General features: G+C 68.8%; 18 protein-coding genes and 1 tRNA gene. 6 read left to right on the forward strand and 13 right to left on the reverse strand.

From position 1 onward, the window contains the following. Nucleotide 1: 1 nt before the first annotated feature. The 8 genes from rsmH to LRA89_RS19350 form a co-directional block, all read right to left on the reverse strand. A complete protein-coding gene (gene rsmH, locus LRA89_RS19315; RefSeq protein WP_230772608.1) occupies nt 2-946 on the reverse strand; it encodes a 16S rRNA (cytosine(1402)-N(4))-methyltransferase RsmH in 945 nt (314 codons plus the stop codon). Continuing rightward, nucleotides 943-1,413: a division/cell wall cluster transcriptional repressor MraZ gene (locus LRA89_RS19320; protein ID WP_230772609.1), complete on the reverse strand. Its 471-nt coding sequence runs from the start codon at nt 1,411-1,413 to the stop codon at nt 943-945. The genes rsmH and LRA89_RS19320 overlap by 4 nt, the downstream gene beginning before the upstream one ends. A gap of 355 nt (nt 1,414-1,768) precedes the next feature. After that, nucleotides 1,769-2,050 carry a hypothetical protein gene (locus tag LRA89_RS19325; protein WP_230772610.1) on the reverse strand — a complete coding sequence of 94 codons (282 nt, stop codon included), beginning with the start codon at nt 2,048-2,050 and terminating at the stop codon, nt 1,769-1,771. A 12-nt stretch (nt 2,051-2,062) separates the two neighbouring features. Continuing rightward, nucleotides 2,063-3,055, reverse strand: coding sequence for a cysteine synthase A (locus tag LRA89_RS19330; protein ID WP_230772611.1), 993 nt, complete (start codon nt 3,053-3,055; stop codon nt 2,063-2,065). A gap of 77 nt (nt 3,056-3,132) precedes the next feature. Beyond that, nucleotides 3,133-3,522: an endonuclease domain-containing protein gene (locus tag LRA89_RS19335; protein ID WP_230772612.1), complete on the reverse strand. Its 390-nt coding sequence runs from the start codon at nt 3,520-3,522 to the stop codon at nt 3,133-3,135. Nucleotides 3,523-3,666: 144 nt separating this feature from the next. After that, the gene (locus tag LRA89_RS19340) at nt 3,667-4,458 is read right to left on the reverse strand and encodes a LysR family transcriptional regulator (RefSeq protein ID WP_055756831.1); all 792 of its coding nucleotides are present in this window, start codon (nt 4,456-4,458) and stop codon (nt 3,667-3,669) included. Then, entirely contained in the window at nt 4,455-4,853 is a 399-nt protein-coding gene (apaG, locus tag LRA89_RS19345; RefSeq protein WP_230772633.1) for a Co2+/Mg2+ efflux protein ApaG, read from the reverse strand. Before apaG ends, LRA89_RS19340 begins: the two co-directional genes overlap by 4 nt. Beyond that, nucleotides 4,853-6,061 (reverse strand): trans-sulfuration enzyme family protein, encoded by a 1,209-nt coding sequence (locus LRA89_RS19350; RefSeq protein WP_230772613.1) that lies wholly within the window; start codon nt 6,059-6,061, stop codon nt 4,853-4,855. The genes apaG and LRA89_RS19350 overlap by 1 nt, the downstream gene beginning before the upstream one ends. Before the next feature lie 79 nt (nt 6,062-6,140). Between LRA89_RS19350 and recJ the strand changes: the two genes are divergently transcribed. The 3 genes from recJ (at nt 6,141) to LRA89_RS19365 (ending at nt 11,791) form a co-directional block, all read left to right on the forward strand. Further along, a complete protein-coding gene (recJ, locus tag LRA89_RS19355) occupies nt 6,141-7,904 on the forward strand; it encodes a single-stranded-DNA-specific exonuclease RecJ (RefSeq protein ID WP_230772614.1) in 1,764 nt (587 codons plus the stop codon). Nucleotides 7,905-7,981: 77 nt separating this feature from the next. Continuing rightward, a tRNA-Glu gene (locus LRA89_RS19360) sits at nt 7,982-8,056 on the forward strand. Between the two features lie 714 nt (nt 8,057-8,770). Beyond that, entirely contained in the window at nt 8,771-11,791 is a 3,021-nt protein-coding gene (locus LRA89_RS19365; protein ID WP_230772615.1) for a TonB-dependent receptor domain-containing protein, read from the forward strand. A 64-nt stretch (nt 11,792-11,855) separates the two neighbouring features. Here the strand turns inward: LRA89_RS19365 and LRA89_RS19370 are convergent, their stop codons facing one another. Together LRA89_RS19370 and LRA89_RS19375 are read right to left on the reverse strand one after the other, a co-directional pair. Then, on the reverse strand, nt 11,856-13,508 hold the full coding sequence (locus LRA89_RS19370; protein ID WP_230772616.1) for a putative 2OG-Fe(II) oxygenase: 1,653 nt from the start codon (nt 13,506-13,508) through the stop codon (nt 11,856-11,858). Next, nucleotides 13,505-14,233 carry a 2OG-Fe(II) oxygenase gene (locus LRA89_RS19375; RefSeq protein ID WP_230772617.1) on the reverse strand — a complete coding sequence of 243 codons (729 nt, stop codon included), beginning with the start codon at nt 14,231-14,233 and terminating at the stop codon, nt 13,505-13,507. Before LRA89_RS19375 ends, LRA89_RS19370 begins: the two co-directional genes overlap by 4 nt. Nucleotides 14,234-14,248: 15 nt before the next feature. Between LRA89_RS19375 and LRA89_RS19380 the strand changes: the two genes are divergently transcribed. Next, the gene (locus LRA89_RS19380; protein ID WP_230772618.1) at nt 14,249-15,067 is read left to right on the forward strand and encodes a 2OG-Fe(II) oxygenase; all 819 of its coding nucleotides are present in this window, start codon (nt 14,249-14,251) and stop codon (nt 15,065-15,067) included. A gap of 47 nt (nt 15,068-15,114) precedes the next feature. After that, a complete protein-coding gene (locus LRA89_RS19385; protein WP_230772619.1) occupies nt 15,115-16,752 on the forward strand; it encodes a M28 family peptidase in 1,638 nt (545 codons plus the stop codon). Here LRA89_RS19385 and LRA89_RS19390 read toward each other — a convergent pair. Next, nucleotides 16,746-18,008 carry a DUF2264 domain-containing protein gene (locus LRA89_RS19390; RefSeq protein ID WP_230772620.1) on the reverse strand — a complete coding sequence of 421 codons (1,263 nt, stop codon included), beginning with the start codon at nt 18,006-18,008 and terminating at the stop codon, nt 16,746-16,748. The genes LRA89_RS19385 and LRA89_RS19390 overlap by 7 nt on opposite strands. A gap of 11 nt (nt 18,009-18,019) precedes the next feature. Next, nucleotides 18,020-19,171, reverse strand: coding sequence for a glycoside hydrolase family 88/105 protein (locus LRA89_RS19395; RefSeq protein ID WP_230772621.1), 1,152 nt, complete (start codon nt 19,169-19,171; stop codon nt 18,020-18,022). A gap of 152 nt (nt 19,172-19,323) precedes the next feature. Between LRA89_RS19395 and LRA89_RS19400 the strand changes: the two genes are divergently transcribed. Continuing rightward, nucleotides 19,324-20,229: a glycoside hydrolase gene (locus LRA89_RS19400; protein WP_230772622.1), complete on the forward strand. Its 906-nt coding sequence runs from the start codon at nt 19,324-19,326 to the stop codon at nt 20,227-20,229. 4 nt (nt 20,230-20,233) lie between these two features. Here LRA89_RS19400 and LRA89_RS19405 read toward each other — a convergent pair whose 3' ends face one another. Further along, nucleotides 20,234-21,760: a family 43 glycosylhydrolase gene (locus LRA89_RS19405; protein ID WP_230772623.1), complete on the reverse strand. Its 1,527-nt coding sequence runs from the start codon at nt 21,758-21,760 to the stop codon at nt 20,234-20,236. Nucleotides 21,761-21,920 lie beyond the last annotated feature (160 nt).

The following is a 21,920-nucleotide window of genomic DNA, read 5'->3' on the forward strand; positions in this document are numbered from 1 at the left end:
CCTAACTCCCGTTCGAACTCCACGGCGCCGCCGCCGTGCGAATGGCCGCGCGCAAGGTCGCTGAACGCGCGCGCGGATTGATACTCGTTTCTTCGTCGCTTGGCCGCACCGCCTTGGCGATGTGGCCGAAGGTCGCCTCCGGCCCCTGCACCACCAGTGGGCGGTGGCGCGATCCGGCCGGCATCGCCCCGCCGCGTTCCCGCAGGAAGCGCTTCACGATCCGGTCCTCCAGACTGTGGAAGCTGACCACCGACAGCCGCCCGCCCTCGCGCAGCACCCGCTCCGCCGCGCCCAGCCCGGCGGTCAGTTCGCCCAGCTCGTCGTTCAGATGGATGCGGATCGCCTGGAACGCGCGGGTCGCCGGGTCCTTCTTCTCGTGCGGACGGTGGCCGAGCGCGCGACGGACGACGGCGGCCAGCTCACCGGTCCGCGCGAACGGGCGCGCGCCGACGATGAAGCTGGCGACGCGGCGATGGCGCGGCTCCTCGCCATAGCGGTCGAGCACATCGGCGATCTCGGCCTCGGCGGCCTCGTTGAGCCATTCGGCGGCGGTCTGCCCCTCGCGGCTCATCCGCATGTCGAGCGGCCCGTCATACTGGAACGAGAAGCCGCGACCGGCTTGGTCGAGCTGCATCGACGACACGCCGATGTCCATCACCACGCCGTCGACCTGGTCGATCCCGCGCGCCGCCAGTTCGCCCGCCATCGCCGAGAACGGCGCCTCGATCAGCGTCAGCCGATCGCCGGCCTCCGCCAGCAGCGGCGCGGCGGCGGCATGGGCGGTCGGATCGCGATCGAACGCGATCACGCTCGCGCCGGCGGCCAGCATCGCGCGGGTATAGCCGCCCGCGCCGAAGGTGGCGTCGACATGGACCTCGCCCGGCTGGATCGCCAGCGCGGCGACCGCTTCGGCCAGCAGGACCGGGATATGCGGAGCAGCGGTCATTGCAGCCCCTTTTCTTCCATCAGGAATTCGCACAGCTCGCGCGTGTCGGCGTCGATCGCTTCGTCGGCGATCAGCGTGAACGGGTCCCAGATGTTGAAGGTATCGCCGCGTCCGTGGAAGAACGCCCATTTGTCGATGTTGGAGCGACGGCGGTAGAAGGTCGGCAGGACGAACCGCCCGGCGCTGTCGAACGGCGCGGTTTCGAGGTTGCCGAACGCCTTGCCGGCGACGTTATAGTCGGTGTCGACGTCCTCGTCGCTGCCCTGCGGCGCGCGCGAGTACAGGATTTTGGGCCAGGCGGCGTCGAACGCGCTGAGGCAGGCATGTTTGGCGTGGCGTTTGATGAGCAGTTCGCGGGAGTCGGCGTTCTTCTCCAGCACCGAGCGCAGCTTTGCAGGAACTGCGACGCGACCCTTCGCGTCGACCGCCTGAAGCCCATAGCTCAGGTAGAGTTCCCTGTCCGACACGTAGCCCCTGTTCGGTTACGCAGGACACCCGTCTCGTCCGACCAAATACACGCCGCACGATTGAAAATGACGATCGCAGGACCTGCCCCCTGTGACGCATACGGACGTATCAAAAACATGATTGGGCAACAATGGGCAAAATTGGGCAGAAATGGGAGAAAGCGCCAAAAGGATGAAAACAAATGGGATGTACTTGGTTTGTTCTATGGCAAGTCGCATCATTTGCCGGGGGTATTTATGGGAGGAGCCCCCACCCGCCGATTGCCGCCGCCCGAACGTACGACGTGATTGGCGGAAAACTGCGGATAATCTGGATCAGTAAACGCCCATGGGCGGCGGGCCGACCGGGACGGCGTTATCGCGCGGGCGCGGGTGCCGCTGCATTGCCCGGCGCGACGCCCGGCGACACGCCGAGTTCGGCCAGCGGCTCATCCGGGTTGGCCGACGGGGCGGCATCGACGACCGCCGTATTCGCGGCTTCGTTGAGCAGCGCGGCGTCATCGCCGATCGGGGCTTCGTCGATCGCCGAGCGGAACAGCGCGCTCGCCAGCACGATCAGCAGCACGACGAGCACGAGCCCGGTCGCGCCGACGCGCAGTCGCTGCAATATCTGGGACTGGTCGGTTCGCGGCACCATCGCGCGCAACGGTTACGCCGAAGCGGCCGCGCTGTCGACCGCCAACCCCTTGGCCGCCAGCCATTCGGGGTTGTACAGCGTCGAGAGGTAGCGAAAGCCGGTATCGCACAGGATCGTCACGACCCGGCTGCCCGGCCCCAGTTGCCGCGCCAGCCGCACCGCGCCGGCGACGTTGATCCCCGACGACAGGCCAAGACACAACCCCTCCTCGGCGAGCAGGCGGCGGACCCATTCCATGCCTTCCGCGTCCGATACGCGGAACTGGGTATCGATCGGCGCGCCTTCGAGGTTGGCGGTGATCCGCCCCTGCCCGATCCCTTCCGCGACCGACGATCCTTCGGAGCGCAGCTCGCCATGAGCATAATAGTCGTACAGTGCCGCGCCATGCGGATCGGTGAGCGCGATACGGACGCGCTCGTCCTTCTCCTTGAGGCCGAGGCCGACGCCGGCGATCGTCCCCCCGGTCCCGGCGGCGCAGGTGAAGCCGTCGATCCGTCCGTCCATCTGTTCCCAGATTTCGGGCGCGGTGCCGACGATATGCGCGCGGCGGTTGGCGATATTGTCGAACTGGTTCGCCCAGATCGCGTTGGGCGTCTCCTCGGCGATCCGCCTGCTGGTGTGAACGAAATGACCGGGGTTCGAATAGGGCGCGGCGGGCACCAGCACCAGCTCGGCGCCCAGTGCGCGCAGCGTGTCCATCTTCTCGCGGCTCTGCGTCTCGGGCATGACGATGATCGTCTTGTAGCCCTTCGCATTGGCGACCAGCGCCAGGCCGATGCCGGTGTTGCCGGCGGTTCCCTCGACGATCGTGCCGCCGGGCTGGATGGCTCCGCGCGCCTCGGCATCCTCGACGATGAACAGCGCCGCGCGATCCTTCACGCTGGCGCCGGGATTGGCGAATTCGCACTTGGCGAAAATCTCCGCCCCCGCCGCCTCGCTCGGCCCCTTGAGGCGGACGAGCGGGGTATTGCCGATGAGGGCGAGCGTGTCGGTGGCGGTGTGCATGAAGGTCAGATGGCGTAGCCGGCGCGTCTCGGCAAGGCAGGCGTGGGGTAGAATGGGTTGGCGGGGGGCAACGGGGGCTATTCCCTGCTCCCCTCCCTGCAAGGGAGGGGTTGGGGGTGGGTGGGCCAGCGAGGTTCGCCAACGGTCGTCACGATCGCTTCGGCGACACCGTCGGGGTTGGCCAAGACCTCCGCGTTCCAGAAGCGCAACACCCGCCAGCCAAGACTTTCGAGGAAACGGGTCCGTTCGACGTCATAGGCGGAATCGAGATGCTGGCTGCCATCGAACTCGATCGCGACGCGGGCGGAACGGCAGGCGAGGTCGAGGATATACTTGCCGACGACCAATTGGCGCGTAAAGCGCGAGCGGTGGTGGCGCAGGCGGTGCCAGATGAGGCGTTCAGCTTCGGTCGCATTAGTGCGGAGGTCGCGGGCGCGCTCGGTAAGGTAAAGCGGCACGCGGGTCATTCGCCAATGTCCCTTATCGCTTGCGGAAACCCACCCACCCCCGACCCCTCCCTTCCAGGGAGGGGAGAAGCGCGACAACTCCCCTCCCTGAAAGGGAGGGGTCGGGGGTGGGTCGGCCGGCGAGGGAATGCGACGCCAGCCGCGTCACCCCACTAACGCATCCACCAGCGCCTTGACCTTCGCCTGCCGCCATTGCGGCAGCGGTGCGACCAGCCAGTAGCCGAGCCGCCCGGCCTTCGGTTCGCCGACCACGACCAGCCGGCCGGCGGCGATGTCGTCGCGGGCGAGGAGTTCGGGGACGGTCGCGCGGCCCAGCCCTGCCGCCGCCGCATCGATCGCGAGGCCGGCGTCGGCGACGCGGACCAGCGCCGTCGCATCCTCGGGCGAGCAACCGGGCCAGCCGATGCGGGTGTCGGCACCGCCGCCGGCACGCTCGACCGTGACCATGCCGTCCGATTCGAGCGCCTCGCCCTCCTGCGCGCCCGGCCCCTCGCCCCAGCGGACGGCGAGGTCGAGATTGGCTTCGGTGAAGTCGACCGCGTCGTCGGCCGCAACCAGCGCGAAGCGGAGTTCGCCGTCCGCAGCGGCGATGCGCGACAGGCGCGGCAACAGCCATTTCTGGGTCACGTCGCGCGGCGCGGCGATCGTCAGCGACTTGGACGACTGGCCCGCCTGCATCGCGCGGACTGCTTCCTCGAATTGCAGGAACCCGCCGCGCAGCGCCGCCAGCCCCGCCTCGCCCTCGGGCGTGAGTTCCAGCCCGCGCGTGGTGCGGCGGAACAGGACGACGCCCAGCGTATCCTCGAGCGCACGGACCTGCTGCCCGACGGCGGCGGGCGTCACCGCCAGTTCGTCGGCGGCGCGGGTGAACGACAGGTGGCGCGCGGCGGCATCGAGCACGCGCAGACCGTTCAGCGGCAGATGCGTGCGCTTCATGCGCCGACCGCCGGGGCCAGCAGGTTGAAGCGCGGGATCGCCACCTCGAAGGTCGTGCCGTCGTCCGCCAGCATATGATAGCTCCCCTGCATCGCGCCGGTCGGCGTCGTCAGCGGACAGCCCGACACGTAATCGAAGCTGCCCTGCGGCTCGATCACCGGCTGCTCGCCGATCACCCCCTCGCCCTCGACGCTGTGGCGCTCACCGCGACCGTCGGTGATGATCCAGTGGCGGGTGAGCAACTGCACCGTGCGGTCGGAGCCGTTCTCGATACGGATATGATAGGCCCAGAACCAGCGCCCGGTCTGCGGCTGCGACTGTTCGGGCAGATAGGTCGCCGATACCCGCACGGCGATTCCCGCCGTCGTCGCCTCGTGCGGGAACAGCGCCTTTATCATAGCGACACCGCGCGTAGCGCCTGATCGAGATCGGCGATCAGGTCGGCCGGGTCTTCCAGCCCGACGTTGATGCGGATCATCCCCTCGCCGATGCCCATCTCCAGCCGTTTGTCCTCGGCCAGCCCCGAATGGGTGGTCGAGGCGGGGTGGGTCATCAACGAGCGCGAATCGCCGATGTTGTTCGAGATGTCGATCAGTTGCAGCGCGTCGAGCAGCCCGTGCGTCTGGGTACGCCCGCCATCCAGCTCGAACGAGAAGATCGGCCCGGCCTTCTTCATCTGCCGCATCGCGAGGTCGTGCTGCGGATGGCTCGGCAGGCCGGGGAAGTTGATCTTCGGCACGCGGCCTTCGAGGAAGCGGCCGACCTCCAGCGCATTGTCCGACTGGCGCATCACGCGCAGGTCGAGCGTCTCCAGCCCTTTGAGCACCACCCATGCGTTGAACGCGCTGAGCGTCGGCCCGGTGTTGCGGGTGAACGGCAGCAGCACGTCGTTGATGAAGGCGCTCGTCCCGCAAACCGCCCCGGCGAGGACGCGGCCCTGCCCTTCCATCAGCTTGGTCGCGCTATAGGCGACCACGTCGGCGCCGAAATCCATCGGCCGTTGCAGCGCGGGGCTGGCGAAGGCGTTGTCGACCACGGTCGTGATCCCGCGTTCGCGCGCCGCCGCGCAGATCGCGGTCAGATCGGCCACGTCCATCGTCGGGTTGGCCGGCGTCTCGAAGAACCAGACCTTGGTGTTGGGCTTGCTGGCGTCGATGAACGCCTGCGTGTCGCGCGCATCGACGACGGTCGTCTCGATCCCGAACTTCGGGAGCAACGTGTCGGTCAGCCAGCGGCACGACCCGAAGGCGGCGCGCCCGCCGACGAGGTGATCGCCCGCCGACAACTGGCACAGCAGCGACGCGGTCATCGCCGCCATGCCGCTTGCCATCGTTCGACACGCCTCGGCTCCTTCGAGCAGGGCGATGCGCTCTTCGAGCATCTCGACGGTCGGGTTCTGCAGCCGCGAATAGGTCATGCCCGCCTGTTCGCCGGCGAAGCGCGCGGCGGCATCGCCCGCGCAGTCATAGGCATAGCCCGAGGTCAGGAACAGCGCTTCCGACGTCTCGCCATATTCGCTGCGCGCGGTGCCGCCGCGCACGGCCTGCGTTGCGGGACGCCAGTGGGCGGTGATGCTGCGGTCTTGTCCGGTCTTGCGCTTCATGGGAAACGCCTTTGCGCCCTTCGCCCCCGGATTTCCAGAGGGAGATGACAGCGGGGCCGCGTGCGCCTAGGTGGGGGCGATGCGTCCCGTCCTCGATGTGCATCGCTCGATCCTTGGCCAGCCGTGGCGCTGGCGCGGCCTTGAAGGGGATGTGTGCGACGACGGGTTCGTCGCCGACGACCTCGTCACCCGTATCCTGCTGGCGCGCGGCTGTCCGCGCGACGCGCTGGAGGCGCACAAGACCCCCAGTATCCGGGGGTTCATGCCCGATCCGTCGATCTTCCGCGACATGGACCGCGCCGCCGACCGGCTGGCGCAGGCGGTCGTGTCGGGCGAGCAGGTCGCGATCTTCGGCGATTATGACGTCGACGGCGCGACGTCGGCCGCGCTGCTGGTGCGGTTGCTGCGCGACATGGGCCTTGCCCCGCGCGCCTATATCCCCGACCGGCAACTGGAAGGCTATGGCCCGACGGCGGGGGCGATGCTGCGGTTGCAGGCGGAGGGGGCGACGCTGATCGTTACCGTCGATTGCGGCGCGCAGGCGTTCGAGGCGCTCGAAGCCGCGCGCGATGCCGGCGTCGAGGTGCTGGTGGTCGATCATCACCAATGCACCACCGCCCTGCCCCCGGCGCTGGCGGTGGTGAACCCCAACCGGCTCGACGAGGGCGAAGGGGCGGCGCACGGCCATCTGGCGGCGGTGGGCGTGGCGTTCCTGCTCGGCGCCGCGCTGCTCAGGACGCTGCGGGCGAAAGGGTATTTCGCGGATCGGGCGGAGCCGAAGCTGCTCGACCTGCTCGATCTCGTCGCGCTCGGCACCGTCGCCGATGTCGCGCAGTTGCGCGGGCTGAACCGGGCGTTCGTCGCGCAGGGGCTGAAGGTGATGGCACGGCGGCAGAACATCGGCATCGCCGCGCTGATCGAGGCATCGCGGTTGACCCGCGCGCCGACCGCTACCGATCTGGGCTTTGCGCTCGGGCCACGGATCAACGCCGGCGGGCGCGTCGGCAAGTCCGATCTGGGCGTCCGGCTGCTGACGACGCAGGACCCCGACGAAGCCAAAGCGCTGGCGATCGAGCTCGACCGGCTGAACGACGAGCGCCGCCTGATCGAAGGCGACGTCCAGTCCACCGCCGACCTGCTGGCGGCCGGACAGGAGGGGCGCGGCTGCGTGATCGTCGCCAGCCGGGGCTGGCATCCCGGCGTCATCGGCATCGTCGCCGGGCGGTTGAAGGAACGGCTCGGCCGGCCGGTGCTGGTGCTGGCGATCGACGAACAGGGCGTGGCCAAGGGATCGGCACGCTCGATCCCCGGCGTCGACATCGGCGCGGCGATCCTTGCCGCGAAGGAGATCGGCCTGATCGTCGCGGGCGGCGGCCATGCGGCGGCGGGCGGAGTCACGATCGCCGAGGACGCCATCGCCGCGCTCGGCGACTTCCTGCACGAACGGTTGCACGCGGGGGTGGAGCGTGCCCGCGAGGATCGCGCGCTGCTGGTCGACGCGGTGCTGGCGCCGGGCGGGCTCAACCCGCTGCTGATCGACGCGCTGGCGGTCGGCGGGCCGTACGGCATGGGCTGGCCGCAGCCGCGCGTCGCGGCGGGGCCGGTGCGCATCGTCAAGGCGGACATCGTCGGCAACGGCCATGTCCGCGCGATCGTGAGCGGCGACGACGGGCGCGGGTTCAAGGGCGTCGCCTTTCGCGCCGCCGACACCGACCTCGGCCGCGCGCTGCTGGGCGCACCCAAGCACCGCCGCCTGTGGCTGGCCGGTCGTGCGAAGCTCGACGACTGGGGCAGCCGCCCGGCGGCGGAACTGCATATCGACGACCTCGCCTGGGCCGATTGATGCGATTGATGCGATCGTCGCAATTTTTCGGTTGACCGATCGGCGGGCCTCCCCTAACCGGCCCTCCACGCCTTCAAGGCCCCTTCGTCTAGCGGTTAGGACGCGGCCCTTTCACGGCTGAAGCACGGGTTCGATTCCCGTAGGGGTCACCAGCGCAAGCATCAGCCATATATGCCTGCCGGTGACGAGGTTTTTCCTCATCAGTTGATGCGACTCTGTTCTCGGGCGGCTTGCCTGCGAACGGCCTAATGCCATCGAAGGGCAGCAACCACCGCGTCCACAATGGTTGACACCGTCGGATGCGAGGCCTTCGGACCGGCCGGCATATCCCTCGACCACCGTTCGCTTAGTTCACTTGGCGACGGCCTTCCGGTTGATACCGCGCCGCTTCACCAGCACCTTCGGTCTCTCCTGACGATGCTGTGCCGTATCGCCCGCCCGGCGAAGGTCGGGGATCGCCGATGTCGATCGGGTCCTCATGTGCAGAACCTGTCCCATCGTGTATTCTTGGTGCTTGCGCCGATGCTGTACCAGCAACTGCCAGGATCAAAGACCCAACATTCATGGATCAAATTCTATCGAATGCGTCCTCTTCGCAGTCGAGATAGCCGATCGTTATTCTTGCTCATCCAGTAATAAATACTTCTATATTGTTACATAATGTTTCTAAAACTTGGACCTCGATTATCTGTGTAACTATAAAGACACAATCCGCGACGAATACATCTTGTTCCCCTTCCGCCGGTTGCGATTGGTCAGGGTAGTTGATCTAGTAACGATCAGGGGCCGGCAGACCGCACAATGCCACGCAGGCCCTTTGATGCGCAGACGCTGCGCATCGGAAAAACAACAGGGGAACATCCTACATGGTAGCATTTCGCTCGCGATTGCTGACGACCACCGTATTCGCCGGCGCGGCGATCGCGCTGACGTCGCCGGCACAGGCACAGGTCGCCGAACCGACGGTCGGCACCGGGCTGCAACAGGAAGCCGGCACCGGCGACGGATCGGGCGACGAGACGATCGTCGTCACCGGATCGCGCATCCAGCGGCGCGACCTGACTTCGCCCAGCCCGATCGCGGTCGTGTCGGCCGAAGAGTTCCAGTTGACCGGCGCGATCAACGTCGAACAGGTCATCAACACGCTGCCGCAGGCGGTGCCCGGCACCACCGGCTTTTCGAACAATCCCGGCAGCGGCGCAGCGACGCTCAACCTGCGCAACCTGGGGGCCACGCGCACGCTGGTGCTGGTCAACGGTCGCCGCTGGATGTCGTACGACACCAACCAGATCGTCGATCTGAACACCATTCCCCAGTTCATGCTTCAGAACGTCGAGGTGCTGACCGGCGGCCAGTCGGCGACCTACGGGTCGGACGCGATCGCCGGCGTGGTCAACTTCAATCTTCGCCAGGACCTAAACGGCGCGATCATCGGCGGGCAATATGCGCTGACCGAACAGGGTGACGGCGCGCGCTATGACGTCAATTTCGCGGTCGGATCGAAGTTCGCCGACGGCCGGGGATCGGTGACGGTCTATGCCAACTACACCCGCCGCGAACCGATCTTCCAGGACGCGCGCGACTTCTCGCGCAACGCGGCGGGCGACGGCTGCATCGTTCCCGGATCGACCAATTCGACCACCGGCATCGGCACCAATTTCGGCGGCGCGCTCGCGACCTGCGCATCGCGCGGTGGCGAAGTCGGCCTGATCCCGCAGGGTTCGGCGTCGACCCCGCTTGCCACCCTGCCCGGCATCACCACCGGCGGCGCGTCGCTCGGCTATGTGTTCAATCCGACCGGCGGCGGCACGCGCGCGTTCAACGATCCGGCCGATCTCTACAATTTCGCGCCCGACAACTATCTGATGCTGCCGCAGGAGCGCTATCTGCTCGGCGGCTATGGCAGCTATGAACTGGCCGACAACATCACCGGCTATACCGAAGTCGGTTTCGTCAAGAATTCGGTGCCGCAGGAACTGGCGCCGACCCCGATCGGCCAGGCGCTGAACCTGCAGATCGCCAGCCCGTGGTTCAACGAACAGACGCGCGGTCTGCTGCGTCCGCTCGATACCGACAACGACGGGTATGTCACCACCAACGTCAACTTCCGCTTCAACCAGTCCGGCCCGCGCAACGTCGATGCCAGCCGCACCGCGTTCCGCCTGCTCGGCGGCCTGCGTGGCAACATCACCGACAATCTGCGCTTCGACGTGTACTATATGTACGCCCGGACCGAGAATCAGCAGTATCAGCAGGGCAATATCTCGCGCAGCCGCTTCGCGGCGGCGACCGAGACGGAAATCGTCAACGGCACCCTGCGCTGCCGTGCCGCCGCAGCGCGGACCGCTGGCTGCGTTCCGCTTAACGTCTTCGGGCTCGGCCTCGCCGATCCGGCGGCGATCCGCTACGTCACGGTCAATTCGACCAACCTCGAACGTTCGGACATTCGCAACTTCGTCGCGTCGGTGAACGGCGACCTCTTCACGGTCGGCAACAGCGTCGATCCGGTCGCCTTTGCCGCCGGCGTCGAATATCGCGGCATGTCGGCGAGCTATCGTCCGGACACTTTCCTGTCGTCGGGCGATGTCGCGGGCTTCAACGCGGGTCAGCCGACCAGCGGCGAATATGACGTGCGCGAAGTGTTCGGCGAACTGCGCGTGCCGCTGGTGAGCGAAGGCTTCATCCACAAGCTCGAACTGACCGGCAACGCGCGCTATTCGGACTATTCGCTCGACGCCGTCGGTGGCGTGTGGACCTATGCCGGCGGTGCGCAGCTCTCGCCGATCCGCGACATCACCCTGCGTGGTCAATATGCCCGTGCGGTGCGTGCGCCGAACGTGCAGGACCTGTTCGGTGGCAACTCGACCGGCTTCCCCGCCGCGCAGGACCCCTGTTCGGATCGTGGCGCGGCCGGCAACCGGACCGAAGCGGTCCGCCAGCTCTGCATCGCCAACGGCGTGCCGGCGGCCAACGTCTTTACCCGCGCGGTACAGCCGAACGCGCAGATCCAGGCCAATTTCGGCGGCGATCCCAACCTGTCGGAAGAAACGTCGGACACCTACACCGCCGGTGTCGTGTTCCGTCCGAGCTTCATCCCGCGGCTGAACGTGACGGTCGATTATTTCAACATCAAGGTCGAGGATACGATCGCGACCTTCGGCGGTGGCCTGAACGACGCGCTGTCGCTCTGCTTCACCGTCGCGCAGAACCTGACCAACCCGATCTGTTCGATCTTCCAGGGCGTGCGCAACACCACGACCGGGGCGATCGGCGAAACGTCGGGTGGGCGTAACCCGAACGTGCTGTCGGCCAACATCGCGACGCTCAAGACCTCGGGCATCGACGTTGCTGCCGATTATTCGCTGCCGGTCGATTTCTCGGTCACCGGCGGGGATCGCTCGAACGTCAGCGTCTCGTTCCTCGGCACCTATCTCGACAAGTTCCGCAGCACGTCGGTGGCGGCGATTCCGGAGCGCGAGACGATCGGCGAAGGATCGGTGCCGAACGTACCGACGCTCAACCCAATGCCGAAGTGGGTTCATACCGCCCGTCTGAGCGTCTCGGACGGGCCGATGGTGTTGTCGTTGCGCTGGCGTTACCGGGGTCCGGTCAAGGACCGTCGCCTCGACAACACCTTCGTCGGACTGGTGCGCACGCCGCAGGACCCGGCGTTGTTCCCCAACGCCCGGATCGGCGCGGTGAACTATTTCGACCTGTCGACCGCGTTCAAGGCGACCGACCGGTTGCAGATCACGATCGGCGTCAACAACCTGACCAACCAGAAGCCCGAAGTGCTCGGCTCGCTTCAGGAACAGGCGAACACCTTCCCCGGCACCTATGACGTGCTGGGTCGCGACTTCTTCGTGGGTGCGCGGCTTCAGTTCTGACGCTGCCGTCAACGACGAACGAAAGGGGGGCATCCGCGGCGACGCGGGTGCCCCTTTTTTCGTGTCAGCGCGAGCCCACGTCGAAGGCGACGGTCATCCGCTTGCCCGTCGCGATCGGGCGGGTGCCGTGAAACAGGGTGCTGGGAAACAGCACGCAATGCCCGACACGCGGGACGATGGTGCGCAGCGGTGGCAGGTCGAGCCGCAGGTTGGCGGGTGGCCGCCCCAGTTCGAGCACACCGGGATCGCCTGCTGGCACCGCGAAATAGGCCGCCGACGACAATAGCCCATGGGGGTGGACGTGGGGCGCGTGCCGCCCCGCCCCGCTCAGGCGGATCGACCAGCTTCCGGCGACACGCCACGGTGCATCGCGCGATCGCAGCAGCGGATGGGCAGAATGGGCATCCGGCAGGGCATGGCGATAGCGTTCGATTGCCCGGTCGACCGCTTGCGCCACCGCCCGCACCGCCGGTTCGTCCCGCTGGAACAGGGCGCCGCGCGTCTGGCTGCCGAGCTTGACCGACTGGCCGATCGGCATCGCCGCGCGGTCGTGCAGCGTGTCGAGCATGGTAACGGCGGCGGCGTGCGCATCGTGCGACAGGTCGAGCAGACGTTCCTGCACCAGCACCGGATCGCCGTGCAGCCAGAGGTGGCGCGGATCGTCCATCACCCGCCACGCCAGGTCGCGCAGGCTCCATGCCATCACATCGTCCGGGCGTACGCCAAGCGCCTGCGCCAGCAACGCTTCGGCCACATCGGGCCGGGCGGTGCGCAGCGCCTGTCGCGCCGCCGCGATCTGCCAGTCGGGCGTGGCGGGAGGCGCGATCGCGAAGATCGCCGCCGCGCCGGCATCGTCCCCCGCTTCGCCGCGATAGACCGCCTCGTCGAGCAACAGCGGATCGCGCGCGCCGATCCGTGCCCGGCTGCGCGCCAGTATCTCAGCCGCCGCAGCATGGCGATCGACGCCGGCCAGCATCGCTGCCCATGACCGCTCGGCGGCGCCATCGGCATGGTGCGGCACCGCCGCCGCATAATGATCGCAAAATTCCGCCCGGTCGCCCGCCGCCCAGCGCAGCGCGGCATGGAGTTCGAGCGCGTCGATCCACTGCGGAAGCTGCCCCGCCAGTTGCGCCGACAGGGCGAGCGCGCCGGCCCGGTCGCCTGCCGCCTCCAGCGCCTGTGCCAGTCCGTGGAGCAGCCACGGGTCGCCCGGCGTCACGGCCAGCGCCGCGTCATACCATGCGACCGCGCCGTCATCGCCCCGGTCGAGCGCGGTGCGCGCGCGGCCGTGGAGCGCGCGGCGGTTGCCGGGGTCGCGGCGCAACTGTTCGGCATGGCTGGCGGCGGCGGCGCGAAGATCGCCGCCCGCAGTTTCGGCGGCGGCGCGCGTCGTCCAGTAACGCGGTATGGCGGCGAGCGTCGCCTGACGCGCGGTCAGCGCGGCCGCCGCCTCGCCCGCCCGACCGAGACGGGTGAGGACCACCGCGCGGTTGATCGCCGCCTCCCCCAGCGCCGGATCGAGTGCCAGCGCGCGATCGAACAGCGCCAGTGCGTCGGCGGGGCGGCCCGCCCCGGCGTGGAAATTGCCCGCGCTGTTGAGCAGCGCGGCGTCGCCCGGAAACGCCGCCACCGCCTGTGCGAAGCCGCGCGCAGCGGCGGCATCGTCGCCCCGTGCCGCCGCCGCCAGCGCCGCCGAGCGGAGCGTCGCCGCGCTCACCGGTCGCGGAACCAGCCGGTGATCGAATAGCGTCCGACCGGCGCGAACGGCGGGACATAGCTCACCGCATGGGGGCTGGGCACCGCGAACAGGCTGAGCGCGTTGAACCGTGGTCGATAGCCGGCGACGATGTCGCCATCATCGTCGAGGAACTGGAGATAGCCGCCCCAGTCGGGCCGCCAGTCGAGCGCGCACAGCGACAGGACATAGGCGATGCGCCACCCCTCGCCGACATGGCTGTCGCTGTGTTCGGCAAGGAACTGGCCCGGCGCGAACAGCGTCGCCTGCGCATCGGCCTTGCGCAATTCGGGGATGCCGGTGACGCCGCGTACCAGATCGAGGAACGGCGTATCGTTGATATGTTCGAGCAGGACGTCGTGCCCCCCGCCCGGCGCCCATTGGCCGAGATAGGCGTCGAGGACGGGGTAGCGCGCATAGGAAAAGCCGTAGTCCCGCCCGCGCATCGCCGTATCGATCGCATCGCGGATGGCACCGCGTTCGCGCGCATCGAGCGCGGCGAATTCGGCGGCGGTCAGGCCGACCGGCTTGCCCGTCCCCACGCCATAGGCGATGCCCCATGGCGTCCGTTCGGCGATCAGCCGGTGGAGCGCGCGCGCCGATGCGTCGGTCAGCACGTCGCGGATCTGCACCCGCCCGGCGGCGGCGAATTGCGCGGCCAGCGCCGGCCGGTCGAGCGAGGGGTTGAGCGCGAGCAGCTCGATCATGCGGAACGACAGGTCATGGTGGGCCGGGTTTCGCGCAAGCGGCGCGACGGTGCAAGGCGCGAGCGTCCGATACGGGGCTTCTTTCGCGGGCCGATCGATGCCATGCCACCGGCACCGATGTTCACGCTCGACCCCGCTCTCGATCTCGCCGCGCTTGCCGACGCCTATCGCCGCGACGGGCGGGTGGTGATCGATCATCCGTTGCCCGCAGAAACCGCGCTGTTGCTCGCCGCGCATCTGCGGCAGCGCGGCGACTGGCGAAAACTGGTGCTGAGCGGCGAGCGGGTGGCCGAATTCGACCGCGCCGGATGGGCGGCGATCCCGGCGGACCGTGCCGAGGCGCTGAACCTCGCGGTCTATGCCGCCGCCCGCGCGGGATTCCAGTTTCGTTTCGACAGCATCCGCCTGTCCGATGCGCGGCGTGACCGTGACGCCGACGATAGCCCGCTCGGCGACTTCGCGCGGTGGATGTCGTCGCCGTCGATGCTCGCGGCGTTGCGGACGATCACCGGCGCCGACGACGTGCGCTTCGCCGATGCGCAGGCGACGGCCTACGCCCCGGGCGATTTCCTGACGGTCCATGACGATGCGGTGACGGGCAAGCACCGCCGCGCCGCCTATGTGTTCGGGCTGACCCCGCAGTGGCGGCCCGAATGGGGCGGGTTGCTGCTGTTCCACCGCAAGGACGGCGACCTGCGCGCGGTAGCGCCGGGGTTCAATCGGCTGACGCTGTTCGCGGTGCCGCAGGACCATAGCGTCAGCGAAGTGACGCGCGCCGCGCCGGCGCGACGCTATTCGATAACGGGCTGGCTGCGCGCCGAACCGCAGCCCTGATCCGGCGCACCTCGCCACGGCCACGCTTCGTGGGTAGGATGCCGGCGATGAAAGCCCTGCTCGCCCTCGCCGCCCTGCCGCTCCTCGCTGCCGCGCCAGCGCCCGATCCGGTATCGCCCGCCGCGCTGTCGGCCGATGTGAAGGTCCTCGCCAGCGATGCGTTCGGCGGCCGCGCGCCCGGCACGCCGGGCGAGACGAAAACGATCGACTGGCTGATCGCGCAGTTCAAAGCGGCCGGGCTGCAACCGGGGGGACCCGAGGGTAGCTGGACGCAGCCGGTGCCGCTGGTCCGCACCCGGATCGGCGAGGGCGCGGTGCGCGCCAACGGCGTCGAGTGGACACCGGGCAAGGACGTCTATCTCTCGACCGTCCGGCCGGTCGATCGCGCCGTCGTGCAAAAGGCGCCGCTGGTGTTCGTCGGTTACGGCGTCAGCGCGCCCGAACGCGGCTGGGACGATTTCAAGAGCGTCGACCTGACGGGCAAGGTCGCGGTGTTTCTCGTCAACGATCCCGATTTCGAGGCGACGGCAGCCGACGACGCCAGGGGCAAATTCGGCGACCGGCGGATGACCTATTACGGGCGCTGGACCTACAAGTTCGAGGAAGCGGCACGGCGCGGCGCGGTGGCGGCGCTGATCGTCCATGATACGCCGGGGGCGGGCTATGGCTGGGCGACCGTCACCGCGCCGGCCGGCGAGAATTACGACGTCGCCCGTCCCCCCGCCCCGCGCGTGATGCTGCAAGGCTGGATCGAGGGGAGCGCGGCCACGCGCCTGTTCGCCGCCGCCGGGCTCGACCTCGCGCAGCAACGCGCGGCGGCACGGCGATCGGATTTCCGCCCCGTCGCGCTGTCGGGCGAAGGCTTCTCCGCCGACCTGCCGGTCACGGTGACGCGCGCGACGAGCCGCAACGTGCTGGCCAAGCTGCTGGGGCGGACCCGCCCGGACGAGGTCGTGATGTATGGCGCGCATTGGGATGCGTATGGCGAAGGCGCGCCCGATGCGCAGGGCCGCCGCATTCGCCCCGGTGCCAACGACGATGCGCTGGGCACGGCGGGCGTCCTTGCTATCGCGCGCGCCGCCGCGCGGGCGAAACCGGCGGCGCGGAGTCAGGTGTTCGCGCTGTGGACCGGCGAGGAGCGCGGGTTGCTGGGGTCGGAAACCTATGCCGCCAACCCGGTCTATCCGGTCGCCACGACGGTCGCGAACCTAACGCTCGACATTCTCCAGACCGCCGGACCGGCGCGCGACGTGCTGCTGGTCGGCGATGGGCAGAACACGCTGGAGGAGTCGCTCGCCGCCGCCGCGAAGGCGCAGGACCGGGTGGTCACGCCCGAGGCGCTGCCCGAACGCGGGCTGTTCTACCGCGCCGATCACTTCTCGCTCGCGCGGCGCGGCGTGCCGACGCTGTTGCTGATGGCGATCAGCGGGGCGCCCGATCTGGTCGCGGGCGGTCGCACCGCCGGACAGGCATGGCTCGACGGCTATATGCGCTGCTATCACCAGACGTGCGATGCGTGGTCGGCCGACTGGGACCTGCGCGGCGCGGCGGCGGATGTCGATCTGGTCCGCCGGATCGGCTTCGATCTGGCGAACGGCACGGCATGGCCGCAGTGGCGCAGGGAATCGGAATTCGCCGCCGTCCGCAACGCCACCACGTCGCAGCGGCGGCCGCGCGCTCAATAGACCACCGGATAGTCCTTGCGGAAATCCTGCCCGGCATAGGCGCGGCGCATCGTCCATGGCAGCGCCGGCGCGGTCCAGTACGGGTCGCTCGCCGGCAGGCCGAGCGCGACCAGCCCTTCGGACGCGATATACATGCTGCCGGCGTTGGAATACCAGTCGCCCAGCGTCGGCTGCGCGCGGGTGAAGCCGATCGTCAGATAGCCGTTCGCGTCGAAATTGCCCGGATCGGCGAACACCCGCCGCGCGGCGGCGAGCGTCGCCGCACGGACCTGCCCGCCAGGCAGCGTTTCGGGCAGCCAGCCACGCCATGCCAGCACCCCCAGCACCTGATGCGCGGCGATGCGATAGGTCAGCGACCGGCCGATCGCGGCATAGGCCCCGTCGGGTCCGATCATCCGTTCGAGATGTTCGCCGAAGCGCTGCATCCGTTTGAGCGCCCGGTCGAATTCGGCTTGCGGCTTCAGGTTGTTGAACCTCGCGCCGCCCTTGGCCAGCACGTCGAGTATCTGCACCATCATCGGGTGGATCACGTAGCTGTTGTAATAATCGAAGTGGAAACCCGCCCCGTCGTTGTACCAGCCGTCACCGGCATACCAGTCGCCCGCGAACAGCTTGATCGTCATGTCGACTCGCATCGGGTCCCAGTCCTCGCCGATCGAGAACAGGAACGCTTCGTTCATGCAGGCGAACAACAGCCAGTTCTGATAGGGCGGCGATACCGATCGCTGCCGTTTGATCGCCTCGACGATCCGTCGTTTGGTGGCGGTATCGAGCGGTTCCCACAAGGCCCTGGGCGCGCGTAGCAGCGCGCTGGTAAAATAGGCGCTGTCGACCAATGTCTGCCCGCCGATGTCCCAGCCCAGCCGGTCGGGGCTTTTGGGGTCGACGGAGTGGGCGTAGGCGTCGAGCGTCTGGTCGCGTAGCCGCCGCCGCAACCGCCCTTCCGCGTCGTCGCTGTCGGGCAACGCCAGCCACGGGGCGATCCCGTCGATCAGCCGCGCGAAGGCCTCCAGATAGGCGACCTTGAGCGGGCGGCCGTCCCATGTCGGGCTGACCGCCGGCGTCCATGTCCGCTGGAGTTGCCCCCGCGACATCGGCCCGAGGATCGGCGTCGCCATCCGGTCGAGCAGGGCGAGCAGCCAGGCGCGGTCGTCGCCTCCGGTCGGCAGCGTTCCGCCGGACTGCGCGGTTGCACCGGAAGCCAGCGCCGCCGCACCGCCGCCCGCCAACGCTCCCAGAAATTCGCGCCGTTCCATGTATTGCGTCCTCAGCGAGTTACGCGGTCGAGCGCGGCGATCTGCGTCGCCGCCAGCAGGAAGCCGCCGACGCCGTAGAACTGCGTATCGTCGGCCTGCACGCTTTCGGGCCGGTCGCTGACCTGCTGTACCCAGCCCAGGCGGCCATCGGGGCGGATCGACCGTTCGAGCGCCGCCCAGCCCGCCCGCGCGACCGGGGCATAGTCGGCGCGGGGCAGCAGCCCGGCATTGACCCCCCATGCCATGCCATAGGTGTAGAAGGTGGTGCCGCTCGATTCGGGCGGCGAACCCTCGGGCGCGAGCAGCGAGGGCGCCCAATAGCCGTCGGGCTTCTGCACGCGCTTCAGCTTCGCCGCCATCGCGCGGAACAGCGCTTCCATGCGGACCCGATCGGCGCTGCCCTTCGCCAGCAGCGGGATGGTCCGCGCCATGCCGGCAAAGACCCAGCCGTTGCCACGGCTCCAGAACTGCTTGCGCTGTTTCGCGTCGCGACGTTCGAAGAAGCGGCTGTCGCGGTAATAAAGCTGCTCGACCGGATCGAGCAGGAAGTCGGTCGTCGCCCAGAACTCGCGCAACGCGAAGTCGCGATATTTGGGGTTGCCGGCCTGGCGCGACAGCTCGGCCAGCGCGGGCGGCGCCATGAACAGCGCATCGCACCAGCACCAGCGCGTCAGGCATTCGGTATCGCCATAGCCCGATGGCGGCACCGCGAAGGCGAGCGTGGTGACGGCGGGCCGATCGACGATACGGTCGAACGTCGCGGTGGCGGGACCGCGCGCCGCCGGCCCCGCGCCATGCGCCGCTGCCCACAGATAGCTTTGGGTGATGGCATGGTCGTCAGCGAAATAAGGCTTCTCGCCCGGCGTCCAGCCATTGGCGCGGCCCATCGCCAGAATCGCGTCGCGGATACGCGGCGGTGCGCCGGCATCGGCCAGCGCGGTCATGCCGACCCAGAACACCGCCTGTTCCCATGCGCGCGGTTTGCGCGTCTCGCCGGTCGCGCGGCTGACATGCGCCGCGTCGTTCATCCGCGCGAGCTGCCAGTCGGCCAGCGCCACCGCCCGTGCGAGCGGGGCTGCGCGTTGGTCGGCCGGCGCCACGGCCGGCGGGGGCGCGGTGGAAGCGGCGGGCGATGCGAGGGCGGCGAGGAGGAGAGCTATCATCGAAGAATTGTCATACAAGACGGGATGACAGTCAATTGCATCGGCCCTACCCCGCCGGCGCAGTTGCCCGATGGTCGCGGGTTGGAACATGGTCTGTGCCGGGCGATCGGCGTATCGTGCCGGTGGGACGATCGACGGCGGGGAACGGGCGGATGGCGGATTGGACATACGGGCTGGCGATCCTACCGCTGCTGATCGCCGGCGGCAGCGGATCGGCGCAGGTCCCGCCCAGTGGCTATGCCGCGCGGATGATCGACGCACCGCCGCCCGCGCTCAACCTCGATCCCTTCTATCGCCGCCACATCGACGCGGGTGGCATCCCGATCCTGTCGTCGGCGGCGGTGCCTGACGAGGCGCTGCTGCTCGCGCGCGACATCGCGGTGGCGATGGTCGCCGATCGGCCCGACCTGCGCCGGGCGATGATCGCCTCGGGCCTTCGCGTGGCGATCATGGGCGTCGACGAAGGCACGCTCGACTTGCCCGAACAGCGCGACTGGAAGAAACCGGCGATCGACGATCCGCGCCTGACGATCTGCGAACGCAAGCTCTACCCCGACCGGATCGGCCGGCTGAGCGACCGCGACTATTGGAACAACCGGGCGCGCGGCATGGGCGGGCAACTGACCAGCGCCGCGACCGAGAATCTGCTCGGGACGCCCGGCACGCGCTATTATGGCGAGAACATCTTCGTCCATGAATTCTCGCACGCGATCCTCGCCGCCGCGCGGACGGCCGATCCGGCGTTCTACGGGCGGGTCGAGGCGGCCTATCGATCGGCGATAGCGAAGGGCATGTGGAAGGGCGAATATGCCGCCGTCACGCTCGACGAATATTGGGCGGAAGGCACGCAGACCTGGTTCAATTCCAACCGGCTGGCGGTGATCGACGGGCGACGCATCCTGTCACACGACGATCTGGCCACCTATGACGTGGCGCTCTTCAACGTGCTGGGCGAGGTCTATGGCACGCGCCACCGCCTGCCCGGCGACGTGTTCTACCAGCATCCGGCGCGCACCCCGCCGGGGCCGGTCCCCGCCTCGACCGCCGAGGTCTGCTGACCGCTCAGCCGCACGCCGGGCTGTCGCCGACCGGCGGGGGTGGCGGTGCGGCGCGCGGAGCAAGCACCTCCCACTCCTCGACCGCGAGGCCGGCATGACGGCCGGCGCTGCCCGATGCGACAAGCACCGCGCGCAGGCAGCGAGTGGTGACGGGAGCGAAGCGCACCGACTCCCATTCGCCGGCGCGGGCGGCGGGCAAGGCGGCGGTGATCCGGTGCCAGCCGTCCCGCCAATATTCCAGGTGCCATGCGGCCGGCGGAGCCACCCCGTCGACCGCGCCGGCCGGACGATCCGCCCAGAACCGGATGCGACTGCCATTCAGCGTCACCACCCGTGGCCAGCGATATTCGATCCAGTGCCGTGGCGCGCCGTCCGCGGCCGCGCTGCCCCACAGGTCGGGCGGCAACGGTGCGGCGCGGACGATCCCGTCGTTCAACGCGCGCAGCCAGTATCGCACCGGCACTGGCTCGTTCGACGCATGCGGGGCCGCGCCGCCGGCCACGTTGCGCGTCGGCCGGGGCGGCGGGAGCGGCCGCCGGGTCGGCCGGACCGGACGGATCGCGGCGGGTATGACGCTATCGTCCCATGTCATCCGGTCGATCGCCACGCTGCGCCGGAAATGCCCGCCCCCCACCGCATCGGCGGTGTGATAGGTCAGATACCATCGCCCCTTGAACGCGACCGCGCCGGCATGGCTGGTGGTCGAGCTGACCGGGCGCAGCACGACCCCGCGATAGGTCCATGGCCCGAGCGGCGTGGGCGCGCTGCCATAGGCGATGCAGGCATGATACAGCGTCGGCGTGCAGGGCGACCCCGGCCCGGCGTTGTTCGCGGCATAGAGCAGATAATAGGTGCCGCGCCGCTTCATCAGCCACGGCGCCTCGAAGAAGCCGGTGAGCGACGACACCGCGACCGGCGAGCCGATCGGCGTCACCATGTCCGCCGCCAGCTCGATCCCGCGCAACTGGCCGAAGGTCCCCCAATACAGGAACACCCGCCCGTCGTCGTCGACCAGCACTGTCGGGTCGATATTCTGGATGGCGTTGGGCACCGGCAGCCCCTGCGACACGATCGGCCCGGTCGGATGCGCGTCGCGCCATGGCCCCGGCATCCGATCGGCCACCGCGACGCCGATCGCGAACCGGTCGCGCAGCGCCGCGTCGCGGGTCTCGACCGGGGCATAGAGATAGAAGCGCCCGTCGCGCCCCTTCACCACCTGCCCGGCATAGGCCCGCCCCGGCATCGCCCAGGCGAAGACCGCCTCGGGCCGCGCGATCGCCGGATAATGCGTCCAGTGGCCCGACGCCGGATCGCGGGTGGCGAGCGCCTGCCATTCGTTCATGATGAAATCATTGACCCCGGGCGGGGCCTCGTCGCGCCCGGCCCATATCCACAACCGGTCGCCATCGACCAGCGGCGCCGGATCGGTCGAATAGGTCCGTCCATCGGCAAGGATCGGATTGCCCGGCGCGACCACCGGCCGGGCGGTTTGCGCCGCCAGTCCGGCCGGCAGCAGCATCGCCGTCGCCATGGCCCGATACCAGCCGGCGCGCCCGCGCCTTGGCGCAGCTCGATCGATAGCCTGTGTCACCCGGTTCGCTCCCCCTCGCCATACCGATGTAGTTCTGTATACGATATAAAGAAAGCTAGTGCGGGTTGATTCGGCTCCGGCCCAAGGGGAAAAGGGTTCC

The organism is Sphingomonas sp. Leaf4 (assembly GCF_920939515.1).
In the GTDB taxonomy this organism is placed as follows: domain Bacteria; phylum Pseudomonadota; class Alphaproteobacteria; order Sphingomonadales; family Sphingomonadaceae; genus Sphingomonas.